The organism is Oerskovia enterophila, assembly GCF_044748475.1.
Lineage (GTDB): Bacteria > Actinomycetota > Actinomycetes > Actinomycetales > Cellulomonadaceae > Oerskovia > Oerskovia enterophila.
Window position 1 is genome coordinate 116,400 of sequence record NZ_JBIVFZ010000008.1, and the last position, 20,469, is coordinate 136,868.

Annotated in this window: 14 protein-coding genes; 10 read left to right on the forward strand and 4 right to left on the reverse strand. The window is 71.0% G+C overall.

Going from position 1 to position 20,469, the window contains the following annotated elements; translation table 11 throughout:
• Nucleotides 1–29: 29 nt before the first annotated feature.
• The 8 genes from ACIPWA_RS19925 to ACIPWA_RS19960 all read left to right on the forward strand — a co-directional run bounded on the left by ACIPWA_RS19925 (nt 30) and on the right by ACIPWA_RS19960 (nt 15,762).
• The gene (locus ACIPWA_RS19925) at nt 30–953 is read left to right on the forward strand and encodes a carbohydrate ABC transporter permease (RefSeq protein ID WP_056647553.1); all 924 of its coding nucleotides are present in this window, start codon (nt 30–32) and stop codon (nt 951–953) included.
• Nucleotides 953–1,885: a carbohydrate ABC transporter permease gene (locus tag ACIPWA_RS19930; protein ID WP_056761632.1), complete on the forward strand. Its 933-nt coding sequence runs from the start codon at nt 953–955 to the stop codon at nt 1,883–1,885. Before ACIPWA_RS19925 ends, ACIPWA_RS19930 begins: the two co-directional genes overlap by 1 nt.
• Before the next feature lie 64 nt (nt 1,886–1,949).
• On the forward strand, nt 1,950–3,320 hold the full coding sequence (locus tag ACIPWA_RS19935; protein ID WP_400292346.1) for an extracellular solute-binding protein: 1,371 nt from the start codon (nt 1,950–1,952) through the stop codon (nt 3,318–3,320).
• A 133-nt stretch (nt 3,321–3,453) separates the two neighbouring features.
• Nucleotides 3,454–5,508, forward strand: a complete 2,055-nt coding sequence (locus ACIPWA_RS19940) for a beta-galactosidase (protein ID WP_400292348.1) — start codon at nt 3,454–3,456, stop codon at nt 5,506–5,508.
• A 166-nt stretch (nt 5,509–5,674) separates the two neighbouring features.
• Nucleotides 5,675–9,208, forward strand: coding sequence for an RICIN domain-containing protein (locus tag ACIPWA_RS19945; RefSeq protein ID WP_400292350.1), 3,534 nt, complete (start codon nt 5,675–5,677; stop codon nt 9,206–9,208).
• A 137-nt stretch (nt 9,209–9,345) separates the two neighbouring features.
• On the forward strand, nt 9,346–12,327 hold the full coding sequence (locus ACIPWA_RS19950; RefSeq protein WP_068708940.1) for a family 43 glycosylhydrolase: 2,982 nt from the start codon (nt 9,346–9,348) through the stop codon (nt 12,325–12,327).
• Nucleotides 12,328–12,518: 191 nt separating this feature from the next.
• Nucleotides 12,519–14,705 carry a SpoIIE family protein phosphatase gene (locus ACIPWA_RS19955; RefSeq protein ID WP_068708938.1) on the forward strand — a complete coding sequence of 729 codons (2,187 nt, stop codon included), beginning with the start codon at nt 12,519–12,521 and terminating at the stop codon, nt 14,703–14,705.
• A gap of 43 nt (nt 14,706–14,748) precedes the next feature.
• Nucleotides 14,749–15,762 carry a sigma-70 family RNA polymerase sigma factor gene (locus tag ACIPWA_RS19960; protein ID WP_068708936.1) on the forward strand — a complete coding sequence of 338 codons (1,014 nt, stop codon included), beginning with the start codon at nt 14,749–14,751 and terminating at the stop codon, nt 15,760–15,762.
• A 66-nt stretch (nt 15,763–15,828) separates the two neighbouring features.
• On the opposite strand, the gene ACIPWA_RS19965 is transcribed toward ACIPWA_RS19960, so the two are convergent.
• The 4 genes from ACIPWA_RS19965 to ACIPWA_RS19980 form a co-directional block, all read right to left on the reverse strand.
• Nucleotides 15,829–16,311, reverse strand: coding sequence for a DUF1269 domain-containing protein (locus tag ACIPWA_RS19965; protein WP_068625057.1), 483 nt, complete (start codon nt 16,309–16,311; stop codon nt 15,829–15,831).
• Between the two features lie 10 nt (nt 16,312–16,321).
• Entirely contained in the window at nt 16,322–16,663 is a 342-nt protein-coding gene (locus ACIPWA_RS19970; RefSeq protein ID WP_068708935.1) for an SHOCT domain-containing protein, read from the reverse strand.
• 74 nt (nt 16,664–16,737) lie between these two features.
• Nucleotides 16,738–17,166, reverse strand: a complete 429-nt coding sequence (locus ACIPWA_RS19975) for a DUF6325 family protein (protein WP_068625059.1) — start codon at nt 17,164–17,166, stop codon at nt 16,738–16,740.
• A 28-nt stretch (nt 17,167–17,194) separates the two neighbouring features.
• On the reverse strand, nt 17,195–17,620 hold the full coding sequence (locus ACIPWA_RS19980) for a DUF7144 family membrane protein (RefSeq protein WP_068625060.1): 426 nt from the start codon (nt 17,618–17,620) through the stop codon (nt 17,195–17,197).
• A 151-nt stretch (nt 17,621–17,771) separates the two neighbouring features.
• Here ACIPWA_RS19980 and ACIPWA_RS19985 point away from each other — a divergent pair, with 151 nt between their 5' ends.
• Entirely contained in the window at nt 17,772–18,998 is a 1,227-nt protein-coding gene (locus ACIPWA_RS19985) for a cation:proton antiporter (protein WP_068708931.1), read from the forward strand.
• Between the two features lie 98 nt (nt 18,999–19,096).
• On the forward strand, nt 19,097–20,395 hold the full coding sequence (locus ACIPWA_RS19990) for an AI-2E family transporter (protein WP_231907774.1): 1,299 nt from the start codon (nt 19,097–19,099) through the stop codon (nt 20,393–20,395).
• Nucleotides 20,396–20,469: the final 74 nt, after the last annotated feature.

The following is a 20,469-nucleotide window of genomic DNA, read 5'->3' on the forward strand; positions in this document are numbered from 1 at the left end:
CATGATTGCCCGAATCGAGGAAGATGACGATGACGTCCGTGACGACCAGCGCGCCGCCCCGCAAGGCCCGGCGCGCCAAGGCTCCCCCCGAACGACGAGAGTGGACAGGACTCGCGTTCGTCCTCCCCTTCCTCGCAGTGTTCGTCTTCGCGATCGTCGCGCCGCTCTTCTACGCGGTCTACCTCTCGTTCTTCCAGGACCGGCTCGTGGGAGGTTCCTTCTTCGCCGGCTTCGCGAACTACGCCCAGGCGCTGACCGACCCCCTGCTGCACGTCGGCCTCGGGCGGGTCCTACTGTTCTTCGCGGTCCAGGTCCCGATCATGCTCGGCCTCGGACTCTTCGCGGCCCTCGCGATCGACTCGGGCCGGCTGCGGGCCAAGGGCGCGTTCCGCATCACGCTCTTCCTCCCCTACGCGGTCCCCTCGGTCGTCGCGGCCCTCATGTGGGGCTACATGTACGGCAACGAGTTCGGGCTCATCCGCCAGATCGGCGACGCGATCGGCCTCGCGACCCCGGACCTGCTGTCCGCGTCGTGGGTCCTGGTCGCGATCGGCAACATCGTCACGTGGTCGTTCGTGGGCTACAACATGCTGATCCTGTACTCGTCGCTGCGCTCGATCCCCACCGAGCTCTACGAGGCCGCGGAGATCGACGGAGCCGGCGCGATCCGGACCGCCTTCTCGATCAAGCTCCCCGCGCTGCGCCCCGCGCTGCTCCTGACGACGATCTTCTCGGTCATCGGGTCGTTCCAGCTCTTCAACGAGCCCAACGTCCTGCGGGCCCTGGCCCCCACCACGATCAGCAGCTACTTCACGCCCAACATGTACGCGTACAACCTGGCGTTCAACGGTCAGCAGTACAACTACTCGGCCGCCGTGGCGATCATCGTCGGCGCGGTCACCGTCGTCGTCGCAGCCCTCGCGCAACGACTGAGCCGAGCAGGAGAGAAGTGATGACGCAGACCAGCACCGTGCAGGCGTCGCAGGAGGCCCCGGTCAAGAAGACCAGGACCGGTCGCCGCCGCCCCGCCTCCTCGTCCCGGGCACGCACCTCGCCCACCCTGTCCATCCTCATGACGCTCATGCTGCTCTACGCCGTGGTGCCGCTGCTCTGGCTCGTCATCAACAGCACCAAGACCAACGGCGGGCTGTTCAACTCGTTCGGCCTGTGGTTCGCGGACGACTTCGCGCTCGGCGAGAACCTCACCAAGCTGTTCTCCTACCAGGGCGGCATCTACTCGAACTGGCTCCTCAACACCGTGCTCTACGCGGGCGTCGGCGGGGTCGGAGCCACGATCCTCGCCACGCTCGGCGGCTACGGGCTCGCGAAGTTCTCGTTCCCCGGTCGCAAGTGGGTGCTCGCCGGCGTGATCGGTGCCATGACGGTCCCGCTCACGGCCCTCGCGGTCCCGACGTTCCTGATGTTCTCCCGCCTCGGGCTGGTCAACACGGCCTGGGCCGTGATCATCCCCGCGCTCGCGAGCCCGTTCGGCCTGTACCTCATGTACGTCTACTCGCAGGACTCGGTGCCCGAGTCCCTGCTCGAGGCCGCGCGCCTCGACGGCGCGAGCGAGCTGCGGACCTTCCTGTCGGTCTCGCTGCGGCTCCTGACCCCGGGCTTCATCACCGTGCTGCTCTTCACGGTCGTGGCGACCTGGAACAACTACTTCCTGCCGCTCATCATGCTCACCGACCCCAAGCTCTACCCGCTCACGGTGGGACTGAACCAGTGGAGCGCGCAGGCAGGCTCCTCCGGAGCGAGCGAACCGGTCTACAACCTCGTGCTCACCGGGTCGCTCGTCGCGATCATCCCGCTGATCATCGTCTTCCTCTTCCTCCAGAGGTACTGGCAGTCCGGCCTCGCGGCCGGTGCGGTCAAGCAGTAGCACCACCCCCACGTCGGCTCCCCGACGGACCCCTCTCCACACCGAAGTGAAAGGTAGTCACCCCATGAGGATCACCCGCGCCCGCGGAGCCGCGGTCACCGCTGCAGCACTCACCCTCACGCTCACGCTCGCCGCCTGCTCGGGCGGCAGCGACGGAGGCAGCACGGACGGCGGCGGCGGTGGCGGCGACGTCACGGCCGCCGACATCGACGCAGCCCTCGACGCCGAGGGCACCACGACCCTGCAGTACTGGAGCTGGGTCCCGAACCTCCAGCCCACGGTCGACCTGTGGAACGAGGCCCACCCGAACATCCAGGTCGAGCTGACGAACGCCGGTCAGTCGGCCGACCAGTACACCAAGCTGCAGAACGCGATCAAGGCGGGCTCCGGCGCACCGGACCTCGCGCAGATCGAGTACTTCGCGCTCCCCCAGTTCGCGCTGGGCGAGTCCCTCGTCAGCCTCGACGACGTCGGCCTGTCCGACCTCGAGTCCGACTTCACGGCCTCCGCGTGGGAGCAGGTCGCCGCAGGCGACGGGCACTTCGCGTTCCCCCAGGACACGGGCCCCATGGTCATGTTCTACCGGGCGGACATCCTCGAGCGCCTGGGCGTCGAGGCCCCGACGACGTGGGACGAGTTCCTCACGGTCGCGCGCGCCATCAAGGCCGACAACCCCGAGAACTTCATCGCGTCGATCGACCCGGGTGACGCGGGCGGCGTGGACTCGCTGATCTGGCAGGCCGAGGGCCGTCCGTTCTCGGTCGAGGGCACGGACGTCAACATCTCGTTCGGCGACGAGGGCACGCAGAAGTTCACCGAGCTCTGGGACACCCTGATCTCGGAGAAGCTCGTCGACGTCGCGGGCGGCTGGAACGACGCGTTCTGGCGCTCGCTCGACTCGGGCCGCTACGCCATGTGGATGACGGGCGCCTGGGCTCCGGGCTCGCTCGAGACCAACGTCCCCTCCACGGCAGGCAGCTGGAAGGCCGCGACCATGCCCGTGTGGGAGGCCGGCACCCCGGCCAACGCCGAGAACGGCGGCTCGGGCACGGCAGTGCTCGCGAAGAGCGAGAACAAGGCGGCGGCCCTGGCCTTCGCCCGCTGGCTCAGCACGGACTCCGAGGCCGTCCAGGCCCAGGTCGACGCGGGCCTCTTCCCCTCGACGAGCTCGATCATGGCCGACACCGACTTCCTCGGCGCGACGTCCGACTTCTTCGGCGGCCAGGCCGTCAACGAGGTCTTCGTCCAGGCGTCCAAGGACGTCAGCTCTGGCTGGCAGTACCTGCCCTTCCAGGTCTACGCGAACTCGGTCTTCGGTGACACCGCGGGCCAGGCGTTCAGCAACGCGACGCCCATCGCCGACGGCCTGACGGCCTGGCAGGACCAGATCACCACGTACGGCAACGGGCAGGGATTCAAGGTCACGAACGACTGACCTGCCCGGTGGGCCGGGCAGGCAGCCCGGCCCACCGACCCGACGCCGGCGTGCGCAGCACGACGCACGCCGGCGTCCCCCTTCCGGGGCGCGAGAGACGCCGCCCCGGTCGACGAGAGATCGAGGAGCACCCATGTCATCGACCCCCACACCGCACCGTTGGTTGCGGTGGCCCGAGGACCGCGCGACGCCGCGCCTCGGCTTCGGAGCGGACTACAACCCGGAGCAGTGGCCCCGTGAGGTGTGGGCCGAGGACGTGCGGCTCATGCGGGCCGCCGGGGTCAACATCGTCTCGGTCGCGATCTTCTCGTGGGCCCGGCTCCAGCCGACGGCCGACACCTGGGACTTCGCCTGGCTCGACGAGATCATGGACCTGCTGCACGCGAACGGCATCGCGGTGGACCTCGCGACCGCGACCGCCTCCCCTCCCCCGTGGCTCACGACCGCCCACCCCGAGATCCTGCCCGTGACCGCGAACGGCGAGACCCTGTGGCCCGGAGCGCGCCAGCACTGGCGCCCCACCTCCCCCGTGTTCCGCGAGCACGCGCTGCGGCTCGTGCGCACCATGGCCGAGCGCTACGGCGACCACCCGGCGCTCACCGCATGGCACGTGTCGAACGAGCTGGGCTGCCACAACGTCTACGACTTCAGCGACGACGCGGCGGGCGCGTTCCGCGACTGGCTGCGCGAGCGCTACAGCACGCTCGACGAGCTCAACCACGCCTGGGGCACCGCGTTCTGGTCGCAGCGCTACAGCGCGTGGGACCAGGTCCTGCCCCCGCGCCTTGCTGCCTCGCACCCCAACCCCACGCAGCAGCTCGACTTCAAGCGCTTCTCGTCCGACGCGCTCAAGTCGTACCTGCGCGCCGAGCGCGACGTCCTGCGCGAGCTGACCCCCGACGTCCCGGTGACCACGAACTTCATGGTCATGGGCGAGACCAAGGGCATGGACTACGTCGACTGGGCCGACGAGATCGACTTCGTGTCCAACGACCACTACGTCCTGCCGGGCGTCCAGGCCCACGACGAGCTGTCGTTCTCCGCGAACCTCACGGGCCACATCGCGGGCGGTCTGCCGTGGTTCCTCATGGAGCACTCGACGAGCGCCGTGAACTGGCAGCCGATCAACGTCGCCAAGAAGCCCGGCGACCTGGTCCGCGACTCCCTGACCCACGTCGCCCACGGCGCCGACGCGGTCTGCTTCTTCCAGTGGCGCCAGTCCCGCGCGGGCGCGGAGAAGTACCACTCGGGCATGGTCCCGCACGCCGGCGAGGACAGCGAGGTGCACCGCACGGTGCGCGAGCTCGGAGCGACGCTGGGCGCGCTCGCGGAGATCGCGGGCTCGGCGCAGGTCCCCGCGCGTGCCGCGATCCTGTTCGACTGGGAGTCCTGGTGGACGAGCGAGCTCGACTCGCACCCCAACAACTCCCTCCGGTACCGCCAGGAAGCCCTCGACTGGTACTCGGCGTTCCTCGCCGCGGGAGTGCGCGCCGACGTCGTCCCGGCCCGCGCCGACCTCTCGGGGTACGACGTCGTCGTCGCCCCCGTCCTGCACGTCGTGCCAGGCGCTCTCGCCGAGCGCCTCCAGGCCTTCGTCGAGGGGGGCGGCCACCTGGTGACGACCTACTTCTCGGGCATCGTGGACCAGAACGACCACATCCACCTGGGCGGCTACCCGGGCGCGTTCTCCGACCTCCTGGGCATCCGGGTCGAGGAGTTCGCCCCGCTGCTCGAGGGCGAGACGGTCCTGCTCGACGACGGCAACGAGGGCTCGCTGTGGTCCGAGCCGATCACGGTCACGGACTCCTCGGTCGAGGTTCTCGCCTGGTACAAGACCGGCGAGCAGGGCGGGCGCCCGGCCATCACGCGCCGGCCCGTCGGCTCGGGCTCGGCGACCTACGTCTCGACGCGCCTGGGCACGGGCCTCGAGCCGCTCGTGCGCTCGCTCCTCGACGACGCGCACCTCCCGGGCGACCTGCCCGCCACGGTCCGCGGCAAGGTCGAGCTCGCGGTCCGCGGGACCGACGAGCACGAGTTCTGGTTCCTCATCAACCGCACGGCCGAGCAGGTGGACGTCGACGGCGTCACGGGGGACGTTCTCGTCGGCCGACGCTCGGGCGGAGCACCGGACGCGACGGTCGTCCTCGCACCGCGCGGCGTGGCCGTCCTGCGCCGCCCGAGGGGCTGAGGGCCGGGCGCCCCACCCGACCAGCACGACCAGCACCGACGCACGACCCGCACCACCAGCACGACCCCCGCGTCCACGACCGGCGCCTGCCGCACCCCGGCAGGCGCCGGCCCGTGGCGTGCACGACGCCAGGTTCGCAGAGAAGCGAGAGAGAGGCAGTTCAAGGATGAACGCAGGAGCATCGAGGAGGTGGCTCGCCGCACTGAGCGTCGCCGCCGTGACCCTGAGCTGTGGTGCGCTGAGCGCCACGGCCCAGGCGGCGCCGTCGGGCGGTGCGCTCGCCACGGGCGTGACCGCAGCCGCCGCGGACACTGCCGCTGTACCCGGCGTGACCGTACGCCCCGACCCGAGCTACGCCGGCAAGGCCTTCGAGGGGTGGGGGACGAGCCTCGTCTGGTTCGCCAACGCCACGGGCGACTACCCCGACGAGGTCCGCGACAAGCTCGCGGACATGGTGTTCGGTGACGAGGGGCTCAACCTCAACATCGCGCGCTACAACGTGGGCGGCGGGCACGCGCCCGACGTCACGGACTACCTGCGCGCGGGCGGCGCGGTCGAGGGGTGGTGGAACGCGCCCGAGGGCACGACCCGCAACGACGTCGACTGGTGGGACCCCGAGGACCCGGCCGACTGGAACGAGGACGCCGACGCGACCCAGCGCTGGTGGGTCGACCGCATCAAGGACGACGTCGACACCTGGGAGACGTTCAGCAACTCCCCGCCCTACTTCATGACGCCCAACGGCTACGTCTCGGGCAGCTTCAACGCGACCGACGACCAGCTCAAGACCGAGAGCATCGACGACTTCGCGGCGTACATGGTGGGTGTGACCGAGCGGCTCGAGAAGGCGCACGGGATCGAGGTCGGCACGATCGACCCGTTCAACGAGCCCAACACCAACTACTGGCGGACCACGCTGGACTCCTCGGGCAAGCCCACGGGTGGACGCCAGGAGGGTGCCCACATGGGCCCCGCGCTCCAGCAGAAGGTCATCAACGCGCTCGACGCGGCGCTCGAGGGAGCCGACACCTCGGCCGGCATCGCGGCCATGGACGAGACCAACCCCGGGACGTTCACGACCAACTGGAACGCGTACCCGGCCGACGTCAAGGCCAAGGTCGACCAGCTCAACGTCCACACGTACGGCACGGGGCAGCGCACCGCGGTGCGCGACATCGCCAAGGGCGAGGGCAAGCGCCTGTGGATGAGCGAGGTCGGCGGGTCCTGGAGCAGCACCGGGCAGGACTTCGTGAGCATGGAGTCCGGCCTGGGCAGCGCCCAGCACATCGCGGACGACCTGCGCGAGCTCGAGCCCTCGGCGTGGGTGTTCTGGCAGCCCGTCGAGGACTACACCAACATGGCTCCCGGCGGCGAGAGCGCCGAGGGCGCGAACTGGGGCGAGATCCAGATCCCCTTCGACTGCACCGCCGAGGACACGCTCGAGACGTGCCCGATCTACACCAACACCAAGTACCAGACGACGCAGAACTTCACGCACTTCATCGCTCCCGGTGACCACCTGATCGGGGTCGATGACACCAGCAGCACGGCAGCCGTGTCCGCCTCGGGCGACGCCGCGACCGTGGTCCACGTCAACAGCACGACGTCGGAGCGCGCCGTCACGCTCGACCTGTCCGGGTTCGGCAGCATCGAGGACGGCGCGACCGTCACGCCCTTCGTCACGAGCACCGCGGGGACCCTCGTCGAGGGCACCCCGGTCGTCGTGGGGTCGGGAACGGCCACGCTCACGGTCCCGGCCGAGTCCGTCACGACCTTCGTGGTCGACGGCGTCTCGGGGGTCGCGCAGGACGCCGCCCTGGTCCAGGACGGCCACGTCTACCGCCTCCAGGGCGTCCAGTCCGGCAAGTCCCTCGCCCCCGCGGCGAGCGGCTCGGGCGTCGTGATCCGCACGAACGACGCGGCGGCCTCGGCCCAGGTGTGGGAGCTCACGCCGCTCGGCGCCCCCGAGGGCTCCGGCTCGCACACGACCCGCTACGCCGTGGCGTCCGCGGCGAACGGCAAGCAGCTCGCAGTCGTCCCCGACGGCACGGCCGTCCTGGTCGACGCGGCGGCGCAGCCCGCCACGACCGCGCAGTGGATCCTCTCCACGACCGGCGACGAGACCTACACGCTCGTCAACGCCGCGAGCGGGCGCGTGCTCGAGGTCGGCGGCCAGTCCTCGACGGACGGCGCTCCCGTGTCCACGTACACCGCGAACTCGGGCCAGAACCAGCGCTGGCGCCTGACCGACGAGACCGTGGTCGGCACGACCCCGGTCGAGGCGTTCACCGTGCCGGGGACCGTCCCGACCCTGCCGACCACGGTCGTGCCCGTCTACCGCGACGGCGCCCGCGGCACCCTGCCCGTGACGTGGGACCTCCCGGCCGAGTCGGCCTGGGCCACGGCCGGGACCGTCGAGGTCCAGGGCACCGTCACGACCCCCGGGGGTCCCGTGACCGCCACCGCGGAGGTCGTCGTCGACACCCTGACCGCGACGCTGCCCGCTCGCGCCAAGGCGTACGCGGGCGGCACGCCCGTCCTTCCCGCCACGGTCCCCGCGGTCACCGCGAGCGGCCGCCAGGTCGAGCGGCCCGTGACCTGGGAGGCTGCGCCTGCGGGCGCGTTCGCCGAGGTCGGCGTCGTCGAGCTCGGCGGGACGGCGGACTCCGGGCTGGGCGAGGTCCTGCCCGCGACGGTCCGCGTCCAGGTCACGGCAGCCGTCGACGACGGGGCGACGTCGGCTCCGGGGACGACCGCCTCGGCGACCTTCACCGAGCCGGGCTACTCGGCCTCCGGGATCGTCAACGGCAGCACCACGGACAAGGCGTGGTCCAACTGGAAGTCCTCGGACAAGAACGCGACCGACACCCTCACGGTCACGCTTCCCGCGGACCGCGACGTCACGCACGTCGTCACGACCTTCTACCGTGACGGCTCGACCGCGAGCTGGGCCCAGAGCCTTCGGGTCCAGGCCCTGGTCGACGGCGCCTGGAAGGACGTCAGCGCGTCGGTCGCGGTCAGCGGCGACACGAGCCGCGCCCCCGTGGTCGACGTCCCCGTGGACGTGCGCACCTCGGCCGTGCGGGTCGTCATGACCGCGCGGCCCAACACCCACATGGTCGTGAGCGAGGTGCAGGTCCTCGCCAAGGCGCCGGGCACGTCCTCGGACGCCGCGCTGTCGGGCCTGACGGTCGACGGCGAGGCCATCGCCGGGTTCGACCCCGCGACGACGAGCTACCAGGTGCTGACCGAGGCCGGCGCGACGCCCGTCGTGGCCGCGGTCGCGGCCGACCCGTACGCCGTGGTCACGGTGCGACAGCCCGCCGAGGTGGCGGCCGGTTCCACCGCGACCGCCACGGTCGACGTGACGGCCGAGGACGGGACGACGTCGACCTCGACGATCGCGTTCGTGACCCAGGCCGACCTGGGGGTCGAGTCGACCGTGCGCGCCCAGTGCACCGGACGCACCGCAACCCTGTCCGTGCGAGCCGTCAACACCAGCGACACCCCGCTCGACATCACCCTCACCACCCCCCTCGGCACCAAGACCTTCCAGGCCGTAGCCCCCGGAAAGTCCGCCAGCCAGACCTTCTCCGCCCGCGCCCAGACCCTGACCGCAGGCACCACCACCGTCACCGCCACCCGCACCGACGGCACCACCCACACCCAGCAGATCGACCACACGACCACCACCTGCTGACCCACCCCACCCACCCACCACGGCGCGCCACCCACCCCGGGCGGCGCGCCGTGCGCACACCCGCACCCCCGACCATTCGAAAGGTCCCTCCAGTGAGATCCCACGAACCGAGAGCAACGTGGCGCTCGGCCGCCACGGTGACCGCCCTCCTGACGAGCTGTGCGCTCGTCCTCCCGGCCTCGACGGCCGGTGCCGCTGCGCCTCCGCCGCAGGCCGCCGCCCCCGACGGCTGGCCCGGGCTGTCCACGCAGCAGCTCGTCGAGAACGACTTCGTGCTGTACTTCGCCAACGCCGGCACGACCGTGACGGACTCGGTCGCAGCCGGCGACCACCTGGGGCTCTACCAGACCCGCACGGACCAGAAGCTGGGACCGGACGCCGCGACGGGACGCTCGTGGGGCTACGTCGTGAGCTCCACGTCGAACCCTGTCGCCAACGACAGCACGGGCAACACCCGAGGCGCGTCGCTGCGCTACGACGCCGAGCCCACGGGAGCCCATCTGCCCAGCCGGGAGGTCGCCTACGACTTCGACCTGCCCGACGGCACCTACGAGCTCACGTTCGGCTTCCAGATCCCGTCCGGGTGGGGAGGCCGCACGGTCGTCGCCCGCGCGGAGGGGACGGCCCTCGAGACGTTCGACACGGGCACCTCGGCGCTCGAGAAGACCTACACCGTGAGCGTCACCGACGGCACGCTCAACACCTCGGTCGCGAGCCCCGCCGACCGGAACGGCGCCTGGGCCGACCCTGCGGTCAACTACCTCCAGGTCCGCGCGCTGCCGTCGTGGACGGTCGAGACGCTCGGGGCGAAGGTCACCACATCGACCCTCTCCCCGGAGGAGGCCCGCGGGTTCGCCTCGGAGACCGTCCTCGCGCTCGATGCTGCCCTCGACGCCGCACAGGCGCTCGTCGTCGCGGGGAGCGAGGACCCCGCCGCGATCCGGGCGGCCTTCGAGGCGATCGAGGCTGCGTACGACGCCCTGCGTCCGGTCGAGACCTACGACTCGTTCCGCCCCGGTGAGCCGTGGAAGGACGACCAGGGTCGTGTCATCCAGGCCCACGGCGGCCAGGTCTTGCCGGCCACGGACGACGCGGGCGAGCGGATCTACTACTGGTACGGCGAGGACCGCAGCAACGGGTACGGATCGAGCCCGGGCGTGCACGTCTACTCGTCGTACGACCTCTACAACTGGACCGATCGAGGTCTCGCGCTGCGCGCCATGTCCTCGGCCGACCAGTTCGAGTCCGACCCCTACTTCGCCGAGCTCTACGCGGACTACTCGGCCGCGGAGCGGGCAGCGGTGTACCGCGACCTGGGCACGGTCCAGACCGACCCTGCGGTCAACGCCGCGATCCTGGAACGCCCGAAGGTCGTGTACAACGAGTCGACCGGCCAGTGGGTCCTGTGGGTCCACGCCGACGGACCGTCCGAGACCTCGAACGCGCAGTACGCCAAGGCCAACGCGGGGGTCGCGGTCTCCGACTCTCCCACGGGTCCGTTCCGGTACATCGACTCCTACCGGCTGCACGTCGCTCCCGAGGGAGAGCCGAACCACATGCCGTCGAGCCCCGGCATGGCGCGCGACATGAATCTCTTCGTCGACGACGACGGCACGGCATACATCATCTACTCGTCGGAGGAGAACTACTCGCTGTTCATCTCGCGCCTCGACGAGACGTACACGCAGCTGGCCACGCCGCCGTCCGAGGCGGTCAAGGGCGTCGACTTCACCCGCCCGTACATCGGTGCGCACCGCGAGGCGCCTGCGCTCTTCAAGCAGGGCGACACCTATTACCTGATCACCTCGGGGGCCACGGGGTGGGACCCGAACCCGGCACAGTACGCCACGGCGACCGACATCCTCGGAGAGTGGACCGACCACGGCAACCCGGTCTCCGGCAGCGGCGCGTCGACGACGTTCGGGTCGCAGAGCACCTCGGTCATCCCGGTCGACCCGGAGAAGGGGAAGTTCATCTACATGGGTGACCGCTGGACACCGAGCGACCTCAAGAACGCTCCGTACGTGTGGCTCCCGATCACGCTCGGTGAGAACGGCACGCTCTCGCTCACGAACCCGGGCCCGTGGACCCTCGACGACCTCGTCCCCTCGGGGAGCTGGAGCGTCCGCGCCGACCTGCCGGGCCACGTGTGGCTGGACGACACGAGCACGCTCCCCTCGACCGTCGAGGTGACCCAGGCCGGGACGACGACGCAGGTCGCCGTCGCATGGGACGCCGCCTCGATCTCCCGGCCGGGTCAGGTCTCCCTCCGGGGCACGCTGGCCGACGGGCGGACGTTCACGCGCGACGTCCTGGCCGTGCCGCACGACCTGCGGTACGTCGTCAACGCAGGCGGCGAGACCACCTCGGACTGGTCCGCGATCAGGTCCGCCGCCGAGGCGGAGCACGGCGTCCCGCTCCTCGGGTCGGTCCCCGAGCAGCAGCTCGCCGCAGACCCGTCGACGGGGGTCCGGTGGGGGCTCAGCAGCTCGCCCGCAGACAGTGCCCTGCGCTCAGGCGGCGACATCTACCAGAGCTTGCGCTACGGCAAGAACCACCAGGACCTGGTCTACGTGTTCGAGGGGCTCGAGCCCGGGACCGCCACGGTCCATGCGGGCTTCTACGACCCGTGGCCGCAGGCGAACCGCGCCGCCCGGGTCAGCCTGAACGGGACGGTCGTCGAGGAGAACCGGCTGTTCACGGCCGACCCCGCGGCCGGGCGGTACACGGTCGAGGTCGGCGCGGACGGACGGGCCGAGCTGCGCATCACCCCGACGCGCTCGCCCGACATCCAGCTGAGCTGGGTCATGGTCTCGCAGGAGCCGGTCGACACCGAGGCGGACCTGGGGGTCGAGTCGACCGTGCGCGCCCAGTGCACCGGACGCACCGCAACCCTGTCCGTGCGAGCCGTCAACACCAGCGACACCCCGCTCGACATCACCCTCACCACCCCCCTCGGCACCAAGACCTTCCAGGCCGTAGCCCCCGGAAAGTCCGCCAGCCAGACCTTCTCCGCCCGCGCCCAGACCCTGACCGCAGGCACCACCACCGTCACCGCCACCCGCACCGACGGCACCACCCACACCCAGCAGATCGACCACACGACCACCACCTGCTGACCCACCCCACCCACCCACCACGGCGCGCCACCCACCCCGGGCGGCGCGCCGTGCGCACACCCGCCTCGTGTCCCCTCCGACACACCCAGCGCCACCGTGGCACCCGTGGGATGCTCGACGACATGCCCGCCGTGCCCGATTCACCCCATCTAGACCGCGACGTGGAGCGGGCCCCGAGGAATACTGAAGCGGTGACCGAGGCCCAGGCGATCTTCGAGCTGGTCGAGGCGGGGCTCGGCTCCCCGACCGCCGACGAGTCCTTCGACCGCTTCGCGCGCCTGGCCATGCGCCAGCTCGGCGTCCCGACCGCCGCGGTGTCGTTGGTCCTCGCCGACGAACAGGTCTACCCCGGGGCCCACGGGCTGCCGGAGGACATCCAGGCGAGCCGGCGCATGCCGTTGACCCACTCGTTCTGCCAGCACGTGACGAACGACCGCGAACCGCTCGTCGTGCCGGACACCCGCAAGGACAGCAGGGTCTGGGACAACCCCGCGATCCCCGACTTCGGCGTCCTGGCCTACGCAGGCTTCCCGATCCTCGACCAGCGCGGCCGCGTCGTCGGGACCCTGTGCGCCATGGACGACGAACCGCACGACTGGACCGAGTCGGACCTCGCGACCCTCGCCGACCTCACGGCCGCCTGCACGTCCGAGCTGCGGCTGCGTATCGCGCACGAGCGGGCCACCCGGATGCAGAACCTCGCCATCCAGGCCACGCGACGCAACCGCCTGCTCCTCATGCTGAGCGAGGCCTTCGCGGACGCGACCTCGGTCCAGGACGTCGGCGAGACCCTCGCCTACGTCGCCTCCTCGGCGATCGGTGCCCGGTACGCGGGGCTCGCGGTGGTGGACCCGTCGCGCAAGAGCCTGACGTACACGAGCATGGACCACCTCGAGCCCGGGCTCGCCCCCTCCTACCGCTACGCGCGGATCGACGACCCGGACCGGGTCGTGTCGTACGTGGCGCGCACCCAGGAGGCCCTCTTCTTCCGCGACCAGGCGGACATCCTGGCGTCCTTCCCGACGGTCTCGGACGCGATCGACGACACGGTCGGCTCGCGCGCGCTCCTGCCCGTGGTCTCCGGCACCTCGCTGCTCGCGGTCATCTTCCTCGCGTGGGAGCACGGCAAGATCGCCGACGACGAGTCCTTGTCCCGAGCCGGCCTCGCGGGCTTCGTCGCGCACGCGCTCGAACGCGTCAGGCTGCTCGAGGAGCGCCGCGACGCCGCGACCACGCTCCAGGCCGCGATGCTCACCGAGCTCCCCGACATCCCGCACCTCGAGCTGGCCTCGACCTACTCGCCCGCGACGCTCACCGACCAGGTCGGCGGGGACTGGTACGACGCGGTGGTGCACGACGAGGACGCCTCGGTCCTCATGATCGGCGACGTGACGGGTCACGACATGCGGGCCGCCGCCGAGATGGGCCAGCTCCGCTCGATGCTGCGCACGTTCGCGTGGAGCCACGACGAGTCCCCGTCCGCGCTGCTGCGGCTGCTCGACCGCGCGAACTCCGGGCTCGCGCTCCACGCGAGCGGGACCGCGGTCGTGGCACGGCTCGACCGTCGCGGGGACTTCTTCGACCTGTCGTGGTCGAACGCCGGGCACCCTCCACCCCTGGTCCTCCGTTCGGACGGGAGCGTCGAGATGCTCGACGCCCGGCCGGACATGATGCTCGGGTTCGTCCCCAACGCCCCGCGCAGCGACCACATGACCCACCTGGGGCCGGGCGACACCCTGCTGCTCTACACCGACGGCCTGATCGAACGGCGCGGCGTCGCCCAGAGCACTCGGCTCGCGGGCCTGGCCCAGGCGCTCGTCGCGCTGCGCCACGGCTCGACGCTCGCGCTGCCCAACGCCCTGGTCCAACGCCTGGTCGGCAGCGACCAGCGCGACGACATCGCGGTCCTCGCGGTGCGGGTCCGCGCTGCGGTGAACTCGCACCCCACGCCCGCGTGCCCCACCCGCGTCTCCCGCAGCGTCGAGCACACGACCGGCGCCATCTCGCCCGCCCGCCGCTGGGTCGACGACATCCTCGAGAGCTGCGGCATCAGCCGCGACCAGCGCCGCACCATCATGCTGCTCGCGAGCGAGACGCTCACCAACGCCGTCCAGCACGCGGTGGGACCGCTCGAGGCGATCGTCGAGGTCAGCAACACGCTCGTCCGGGTCGGCGTCCGCGACGGGTCCCCCGACGAACCGACGCTCCACGACCCCGCGCCGCACGAGACGGGAGGCCGGGGCGTCCAGTTCCTCGACCGGTTCGCGGACCGCTGGTTCGTCGAGCACCGTGCCGCGGACGGTCCGGGAAAGACCGTGTGGTTCGAGCTCGCACGCGACGACGCCCTCTCCCCTGAACGTGTCGGCGGGTCGCGCTAACGTGGAACACGGCGCGCACAGCGGCGTGCCACGAGAGGACACCATGACCGAACGCACAGCGACCGTCGCGGACGAGGACCTCGGGGAGCTGCTGGACCAGTACCGGTCGCAGCTCACTGGCTACTGCTACCGCCTGCTCGGCTCGTCCTTCGAGGCCGACGACGCGGTCCAGGACACCATGGTCCGTGCCTGGCGGTCCTACGACCGTTTCGAGGGACGTTCCGCGCTGCGCTCCTGGCTCTACCGGATCGCGACGAACGTCTGCTTCGACCACCTCGCGCAGCGCAAGCGACGCGAGCGGCCCATGGGGCTGGGCGCTGCGCAGTCCGCCGAGGAGCGGAACCTGGGCGAGCAGCTCTCGGAGGAGACGTGGGTCGAGCCCATCCCTGACGACCGCGTGCTGCCTCGGGACGGGGACCCAGCGGACGTCGCGGTGGGGCGCGAGTCCATCCGGCTCGCGTTCGTCGCGGCGCTGCAGTACCTGCCGCCCAAGCAGCGAGCGGTCCTCATCCTGCGCGAGGTCCTGCGGTGGCAGGCGTCAGAGGTCGCCGAGCTCCTCGAGACGTCGGTACCGTCGGTCAACAGCGCACTCCAGCGGGCGCGCGCGACGCTCTCGGCCCAGGCGCACTACGGCTCGGGACCGGGCACCGACGGTGTCAACCTCCCCACGGTCCCGGCCGACGACGTGAAGAACGAGCTCCTCGAGAAGTACCTCGACGCGTTCGAGCGCTACGACATGCCCGCGCTCGTCGCGCTGCTCCACGACGAGGCCACGCTCTCGATGCCGCCCTACGCGCTGTGGATGCAGGGGCCCGTCGAGATCGAGAAGTGGATGGTCGGTCCCGGCGCGGAGTGCCGCGGCTCGCGCATGGTGCCGGTGCAGGCCAACGGGACGTTCGGGTTCGGCCAGTACCGGGTGTCCCCGGACGGCGGCTACGACGCGTGGGCCCTGCAGGTCATCGACACCGTGGACGGCAAGGTCACGGGCATCAACGCGTTCCTCGACGTCGAGGCCTGGTACCCGCTGTTCGGCCTGCCGCTCCACCTGGACGCCTGAGGTCTCACGCACAGCGGGGTGGGCCAGCGAACCGGCCCACCCCGCTGGTCACGTCCCGGGACGAGGTCAGTCGAACGTCTCGAGGAGCAGCCGACGCTCCTCGTCGGTGAGGTTCGTCGCGATGAGCTCGCCGTGCAGGCCGTGGAACCGCTCGCCGACACGGTCCAGGTTCCCGTCCTCGGTCACGGCGAACAGCGCGGAGGTGCCCTCGGTGACCTGCGCACGGATCCGGTCCAGCTGGTCCTTGTTGAGCCCCACGGCCTCCATGGACTTGTGGATCGCACCGAGAGCCGCACCTGCCGCGACCCCGATCACCGGCACGAAGAAGAGCGCTCCGAACAGGAGCCCCCAGAACGCGCCCCATCCCGTGCCGCGCCACTCGTCCTCGTGCGTGTGACGCGTGGTGGGCTTCTTGGCGCCCTCGGGCCAGCTCACGATCGCGCGGTCCACGATCTTGATGAGGCCTTCGGAGGCCGCGTCCCGCAGGACGCCGGACGCCACCTCGGCGCCCCCCGGGGTGTCGAACGACCAGACGGTGAAAGTTGTCATGATTCCTCCCTCAGGCGAGCAGCTTGGCCTTGGCGGCGGCGAACTCGGCGTCGTCGAGGACGCCTGCCGCCTTGAGCTGACCGAGCTTCTCGAGCTGGGCCAGGAGATCGTTCTCGCCGCCTGCGGGTGCCGCGGCGGCCGGAGCCTGCGCCTGGGCGGCCTGGGCCGCGTACATCTGCTGCTGCTCGGCCTGCTGCTGAGCCTGGTACTGCTGGGCCTCGGCCTGCTGCTCGGCCTTTCCCTGCTGGTGTCGCTGGACGGCGCCCGCCGTGGCAGATGCCGTCCCGGCGATGACCGCGGTGCGGGCCATCGTCCCCAGGAGGCCGGGGCGTCCTACGCGTCGTAGTGGCATGGTGTTCTCCGTTCGTCGTGCAGTCCGTGTGCGTGCTGTGCTGGGAAGTGCGGTGCGACGTGACTCGTGTCGGCTCAGACGAGCTCCGCGAGCTCGACGATCTCGTTGACGACCTCGGCCGGGATCCGCTCCTGGGCGATCACCGCGGCCCCCGCGTCGCGCACCGCCCCCACGAACTCGCGGGCCCAGGAGTGCTCGACGATCAGCACGAGCGCCGACGTCCCGGGCTCGAGGTTCGCGGCGACGTCGTCGATGTCCTCCTGACCGGCGAGGCCCGAGCTGCCGAGCTGGGTCTCGGTGATGTCGAGCTCGTCACCGAGGTCCTCGACCTCGACGACGTCGATCTCCCCGCCCAGGCCCTTGCGGACGACCGTGAGGTCGAGGAGCCTGACGACGTCGGACCCGAGGAGGTCCGCAATCGCGATCTTGACCGCGTCGGGGACGCGCTCCTCGGGGAAGGCGATCGCGACGAACTCGACCGGACCGAAGGTGGTTGAAGGCATGTGTGGCGCTCCTTGCTGGTGGGTGAGGTCAGGGCAGGTGGGACGCCGAGGCGGACGCGCGCTCGGCCTCGTCGCCGTGGACGACGAGCGCCCACAGCACGAACAGCCCCAGGATGATCGTGACGACCGACCACCACGGGCTGGCGGGCAGGGCGACGAACTGGGTCAGGACGTTGAGCACGACCAGGACGATCGCGACGAGGCGCGCCCAACCCCGGCCGGAGAGCACCGAGAAGCCCACGATCACGAGCAGGATCCCGACCACGAGGTGGACCCATCCCCAGGTCGACACGTCGAGGACGACGATCCCCTGCTCTCCCAGCCCGACGAGCTTCTCCGGGGAGAACGCCGCGACCAGGCCGCTGATCGCGTTGAACAGCCCGAGCACCAGCAGGACGACGCCCGCGAACCACACCCAGCCGACCCATGCCGTGACCTGCGATGACCGTGCCATGTTCTCTCCTCGCGCGCGGTGGACGGACGGCATCGCCCGACGTCGTCGTCGGCCCGGAGCCGTCCCGGAAGTCGTGCTCCCCTGATCGTGGCACCGCCCGCTCGTCACGGCATCCGCTGCGCGAAGGCGCGGGCCGCACCACTATGGGTCCATGGAACTGGGATTCACGGGTGGGATCGCCCTGGTCGTGCTGCTCGGGGTCGTCGGTCAGGTCGCGGCCAAGGCGCTCAAGGTGCCGTCGATCCTGCTGCTGCTCGCTCTCGGGCTGGTCGCCGGGCCCGTGACGGGCCTGGTCGACCCCGACGCGCTCCTGGGCAAGGACCTGTTCCCCCTGGTCTCGATGGCCGTGGGCATCCTGCTGTTCGAGGAGTCCCTCAAGCTCGACATGACCCGGCTCAAGGGCGGGGCGCGGCGACCGGTCGCGCTGCTGGTGACGGTCGGTGCGGTCCTGACCGGTATCGGTGCCACGGCCATCTGCTGGTGGGTCCTCGACCTGCCGCTGTCCCGGGCGGCCGTGATCGGGGCGATCCTCATCGTGTCGGGACCGACCGTCGTCGGGCCGCTGCTCGCGATCATCCGTCCCAAGCAGCCCCTCGAGTCGGTGCTCGCGTTCGAGGGGATCTTCATCGACCCGATCGGCGCGACGGTCGCGCTCGCCATGGCGAACGTCGCGCTGCACGCGGCCCCCGAGCACCTGGGCGCGACCGCGTTGTCCGGGATCCTCACGGGAGCGGTCGCCGCTGCCGTCTACGTCGTGGCCGTGCGCTGGGGCAGGGTGCCCGCCGCGGCCGAGGTCTCGCTCGCGTTCGCGACGGCACTGGCCACGTACGCGATCGCCGAGGCGTTCCACGAGGAGGCCGGGCTCTTCGCGACGACGACGCTCGGGATCGTCCTGGCCAACCAGCGGTGGGCCCGGATCGAGCCCCTGCACGAGTTCGGCAGCCACGTCGGGCTCCTGCTCATCGGCACTCTCTTCATCCTGCTCACGGCCCGGGTCGACCTCGACGCGCTCGCGACCTACGCCCTGGCGACGCTCGCGATCGTGGCGCTGCTCGTCCTGGTCCTGCGCCCGCTCGTCGCGTCGATCGCGACCACGGGCAGCGTGCTGTCGAGCCGAGAACGGGTCATGGTCGGCTGGATGGCGCCACGCGGGATCGTCGCGGCCTCGACCGCGTCGGTCTTCGCGCTGCGGTTCGAGCAGGACGGCCAGCCGTTCGAGCAGCTCGTGCCGGTCGTGTTCGGCGTCATCCTCCTGACGGCCGTGATCTACGGGCTGACGGGTCCGTGGGTCGCCGCGCGGCTGGGCGTGCGGTCCGAGGGCCCCGAGCACCTGGACGACGACGGGGTCCCGCTCGCCGAGCAGCGCACGTCCGGGTGACCGGTGGGCCCGGGCGCGGCGCCGGCGTGTGACGTGCACCTTCGGGCCCGACGGCGTGGGCTCACCTCGCACGTCCAGGCGTTCGCTACGTTCGGCGCATGACGAGCGACGCGACCACGCCGGGCGACCACGCCGGCCCGCACTCCCCGCCGCCCCCGAGCGCCGACACGGTCGCGCCCCGTGACTTCGTCGCGCTCGCCCCCGACGACCCGCGCAAGCCCCCGCGATGGCTCCCCCGTGCGCTGTTCATGATCGTGGTCACGATCTTCGTCGGCATCTTCGTCTGGTACGCGCTCGGCACCCTGAAGAGCCTGGGCGTCAACGTCCTCATCGCGTTCTTCATCGCGCTCGCGCTCGAGCCGATCGTCGTCTGGCTCGTCCGCCACGGTTGGAAGCGCGGCGGGGCAGCGGCCACGGCTCTGCTGGGTGGCCTGGTCGTCGTGATCGGGATCTTCGCGCTCTTCGGCAACCTGTTCGTGCAGCAGCTCGTCCAGCTCGTCCAGTCGATCCCGGCGCTCTACACGAACATCCAGGAGTTCGTCCAGGAGCGGTTCGACATCGACATGCCGAGCTCGGACGTCCTGCTCAAGCAGGGCTTCAACGAGTTCGGCGAGGACGTCGCGTCGGGCGCGCTCGTCGTGGGGACGACGATCGTCGGCGGGATCTTCGCGTTCCTCACGATCATGCTCGTGACCTACTACCTCCTGGCCGCAGGACCCAAGTTCCGTGCCGCGATCTGCCGGTGGCTGACCCCGAACCGCCAGCAGGAGGTCCTGCGGCTCTGGGAGATCACCCAGGTCAAGGTCTCCGACTTCATCAACTCGCGCATCGTCCTCGCGGCGCTCTCGAGCGTCTTCACGTTCGTGTTCCTGCTGATCCTCGGCACCGACTACGCGCTGCCGCTCTCGGTGTTCGTGGGCGTCGTGTCCCAGTTCGTCCCCACGATCGGTACGTACATCGGTGGCGCGCTGCCCGTGATCGTGGCCCTCACGTCGCAGGGGCTTCCCCAGGCGCTGGCCGTCCTGATCTTCATCGTGGCGTACCAGCAGCTCGAGAACCTCTACTTCTCGCCCAAGGTCTCGGCCCGTGCCCTCGAGATGAACCCCGCGGTGTCGTTCGTCGTGGTCCTCGCGTTCGGCGCGGTGTTCGGTGCCCTGGGCGCGTTCCTCTCGCTCCCGATCGCCGCGACCATCCAGGCCGTCGCCAACACCTACCTCCAGCGGCACGAGCTCGTCGACTCGCACATGCTGCACGACCCGGGCCGCGAGAAGGACGAGCCGACCGACGACGAGGGCGACGGGGGCGGCGGGCTCGCGCGACGTCGTCGGGCCAACCGGAAGGCCGCGCGCGAGGCCGCGCGCACGGTCGACGAGCGCCACGCCGACGGCATCGAGTAGCCCTCGCACGGGACGGGCCGGTGAGGATCCCGACGACGTCGGCTCCGTGACCGGCAGGCTCGGCAGCGGTGCCG

Coding starts and splice junctions, on each gene's coding strand:
- ACIPWA_RS19960 (WP_068708936.1), top strand. CDS start 14,749: ATGACCGAACGCACAGCGACCGTCGCGGACGAGGACCTCGGGGAGCTG.
- ACIPWA_RS19985 (WP_068708931.1), top strand. CDS start 17,772: ATGGAACTGGGATTCACGGGTGGGATCGCCCTGGTCGTGCTGCTCGGG.
- ACIPWA_RS19975 (WP_068625059.1), bottom strand. CDS start 17,166: ATGCCTTCAACCACCTTCGGTCCGGTCGAGTTCGTCGCGATCGCCTTC.
- ACIPWA_RS19925 (WP_056647553.1), top strand. CDS start 30: ATGACGTCCGTGACGACCAGCGCGCCGCCCCGCAAGGCCCGGCGCGCC.
- ACIPWA_RS19935 (WP_400292346.1), top strand. CDS start 1,950: ATGAGGATCACCCGCGCCCGCGGAGCCGCGGTCACCGCTGCAGCACTC.
- ACIPWA_RS19965 (WP_068625057.1), bottom strand. CDS start 16,311: ATGACAACTTTCACCGTCTGGTCGTTCGACACCCCGGGGGGCGCCGAG.
- ACIPWA_RS19970 (WP_068708935.1), bottom strand. CDS start 16,663: ATGCCACTACGACGCGTAGGACGCCCCGGCCTCCTGGGGACGATGGCC.
- ACIPWA_RS19990 (WP_231907774.1), top strand. CDS start 19,097: ATGACGAGCGACGCGACCACGCCGGGCGACCACGCCGGCCCGCACTCC.
- ACIPWA_RS19940 (WP_400292348.1), top strand. CDS start 3,454: ATGTCATCGACCCCCACACCGCACCGTTGGTTGCGGTGGCCCGAGGAC.
- ACIPWA_RS19945 (WP_400292350.1), top strand. CDS start 5,675: ATGAACGCAGGAGCATCGAGGAGGTGGCTCGCCGCACTGAGCGTCGCC.
- ACIPWA_RS19980 (WP_068625060.1), bottom strand. CDS start 17,620: ATGGCACGGTCATCGCAGGTCACGGCATGGGTCGGCTGGGTGTGGTTC.
- ACIPWA_RS19930 (WP_056761632.1), top strand. CDS start 953: ATGACGCAGACCAGCACCGTGCAGGCGTCGCAGGAGGCCCCGGTCAAG.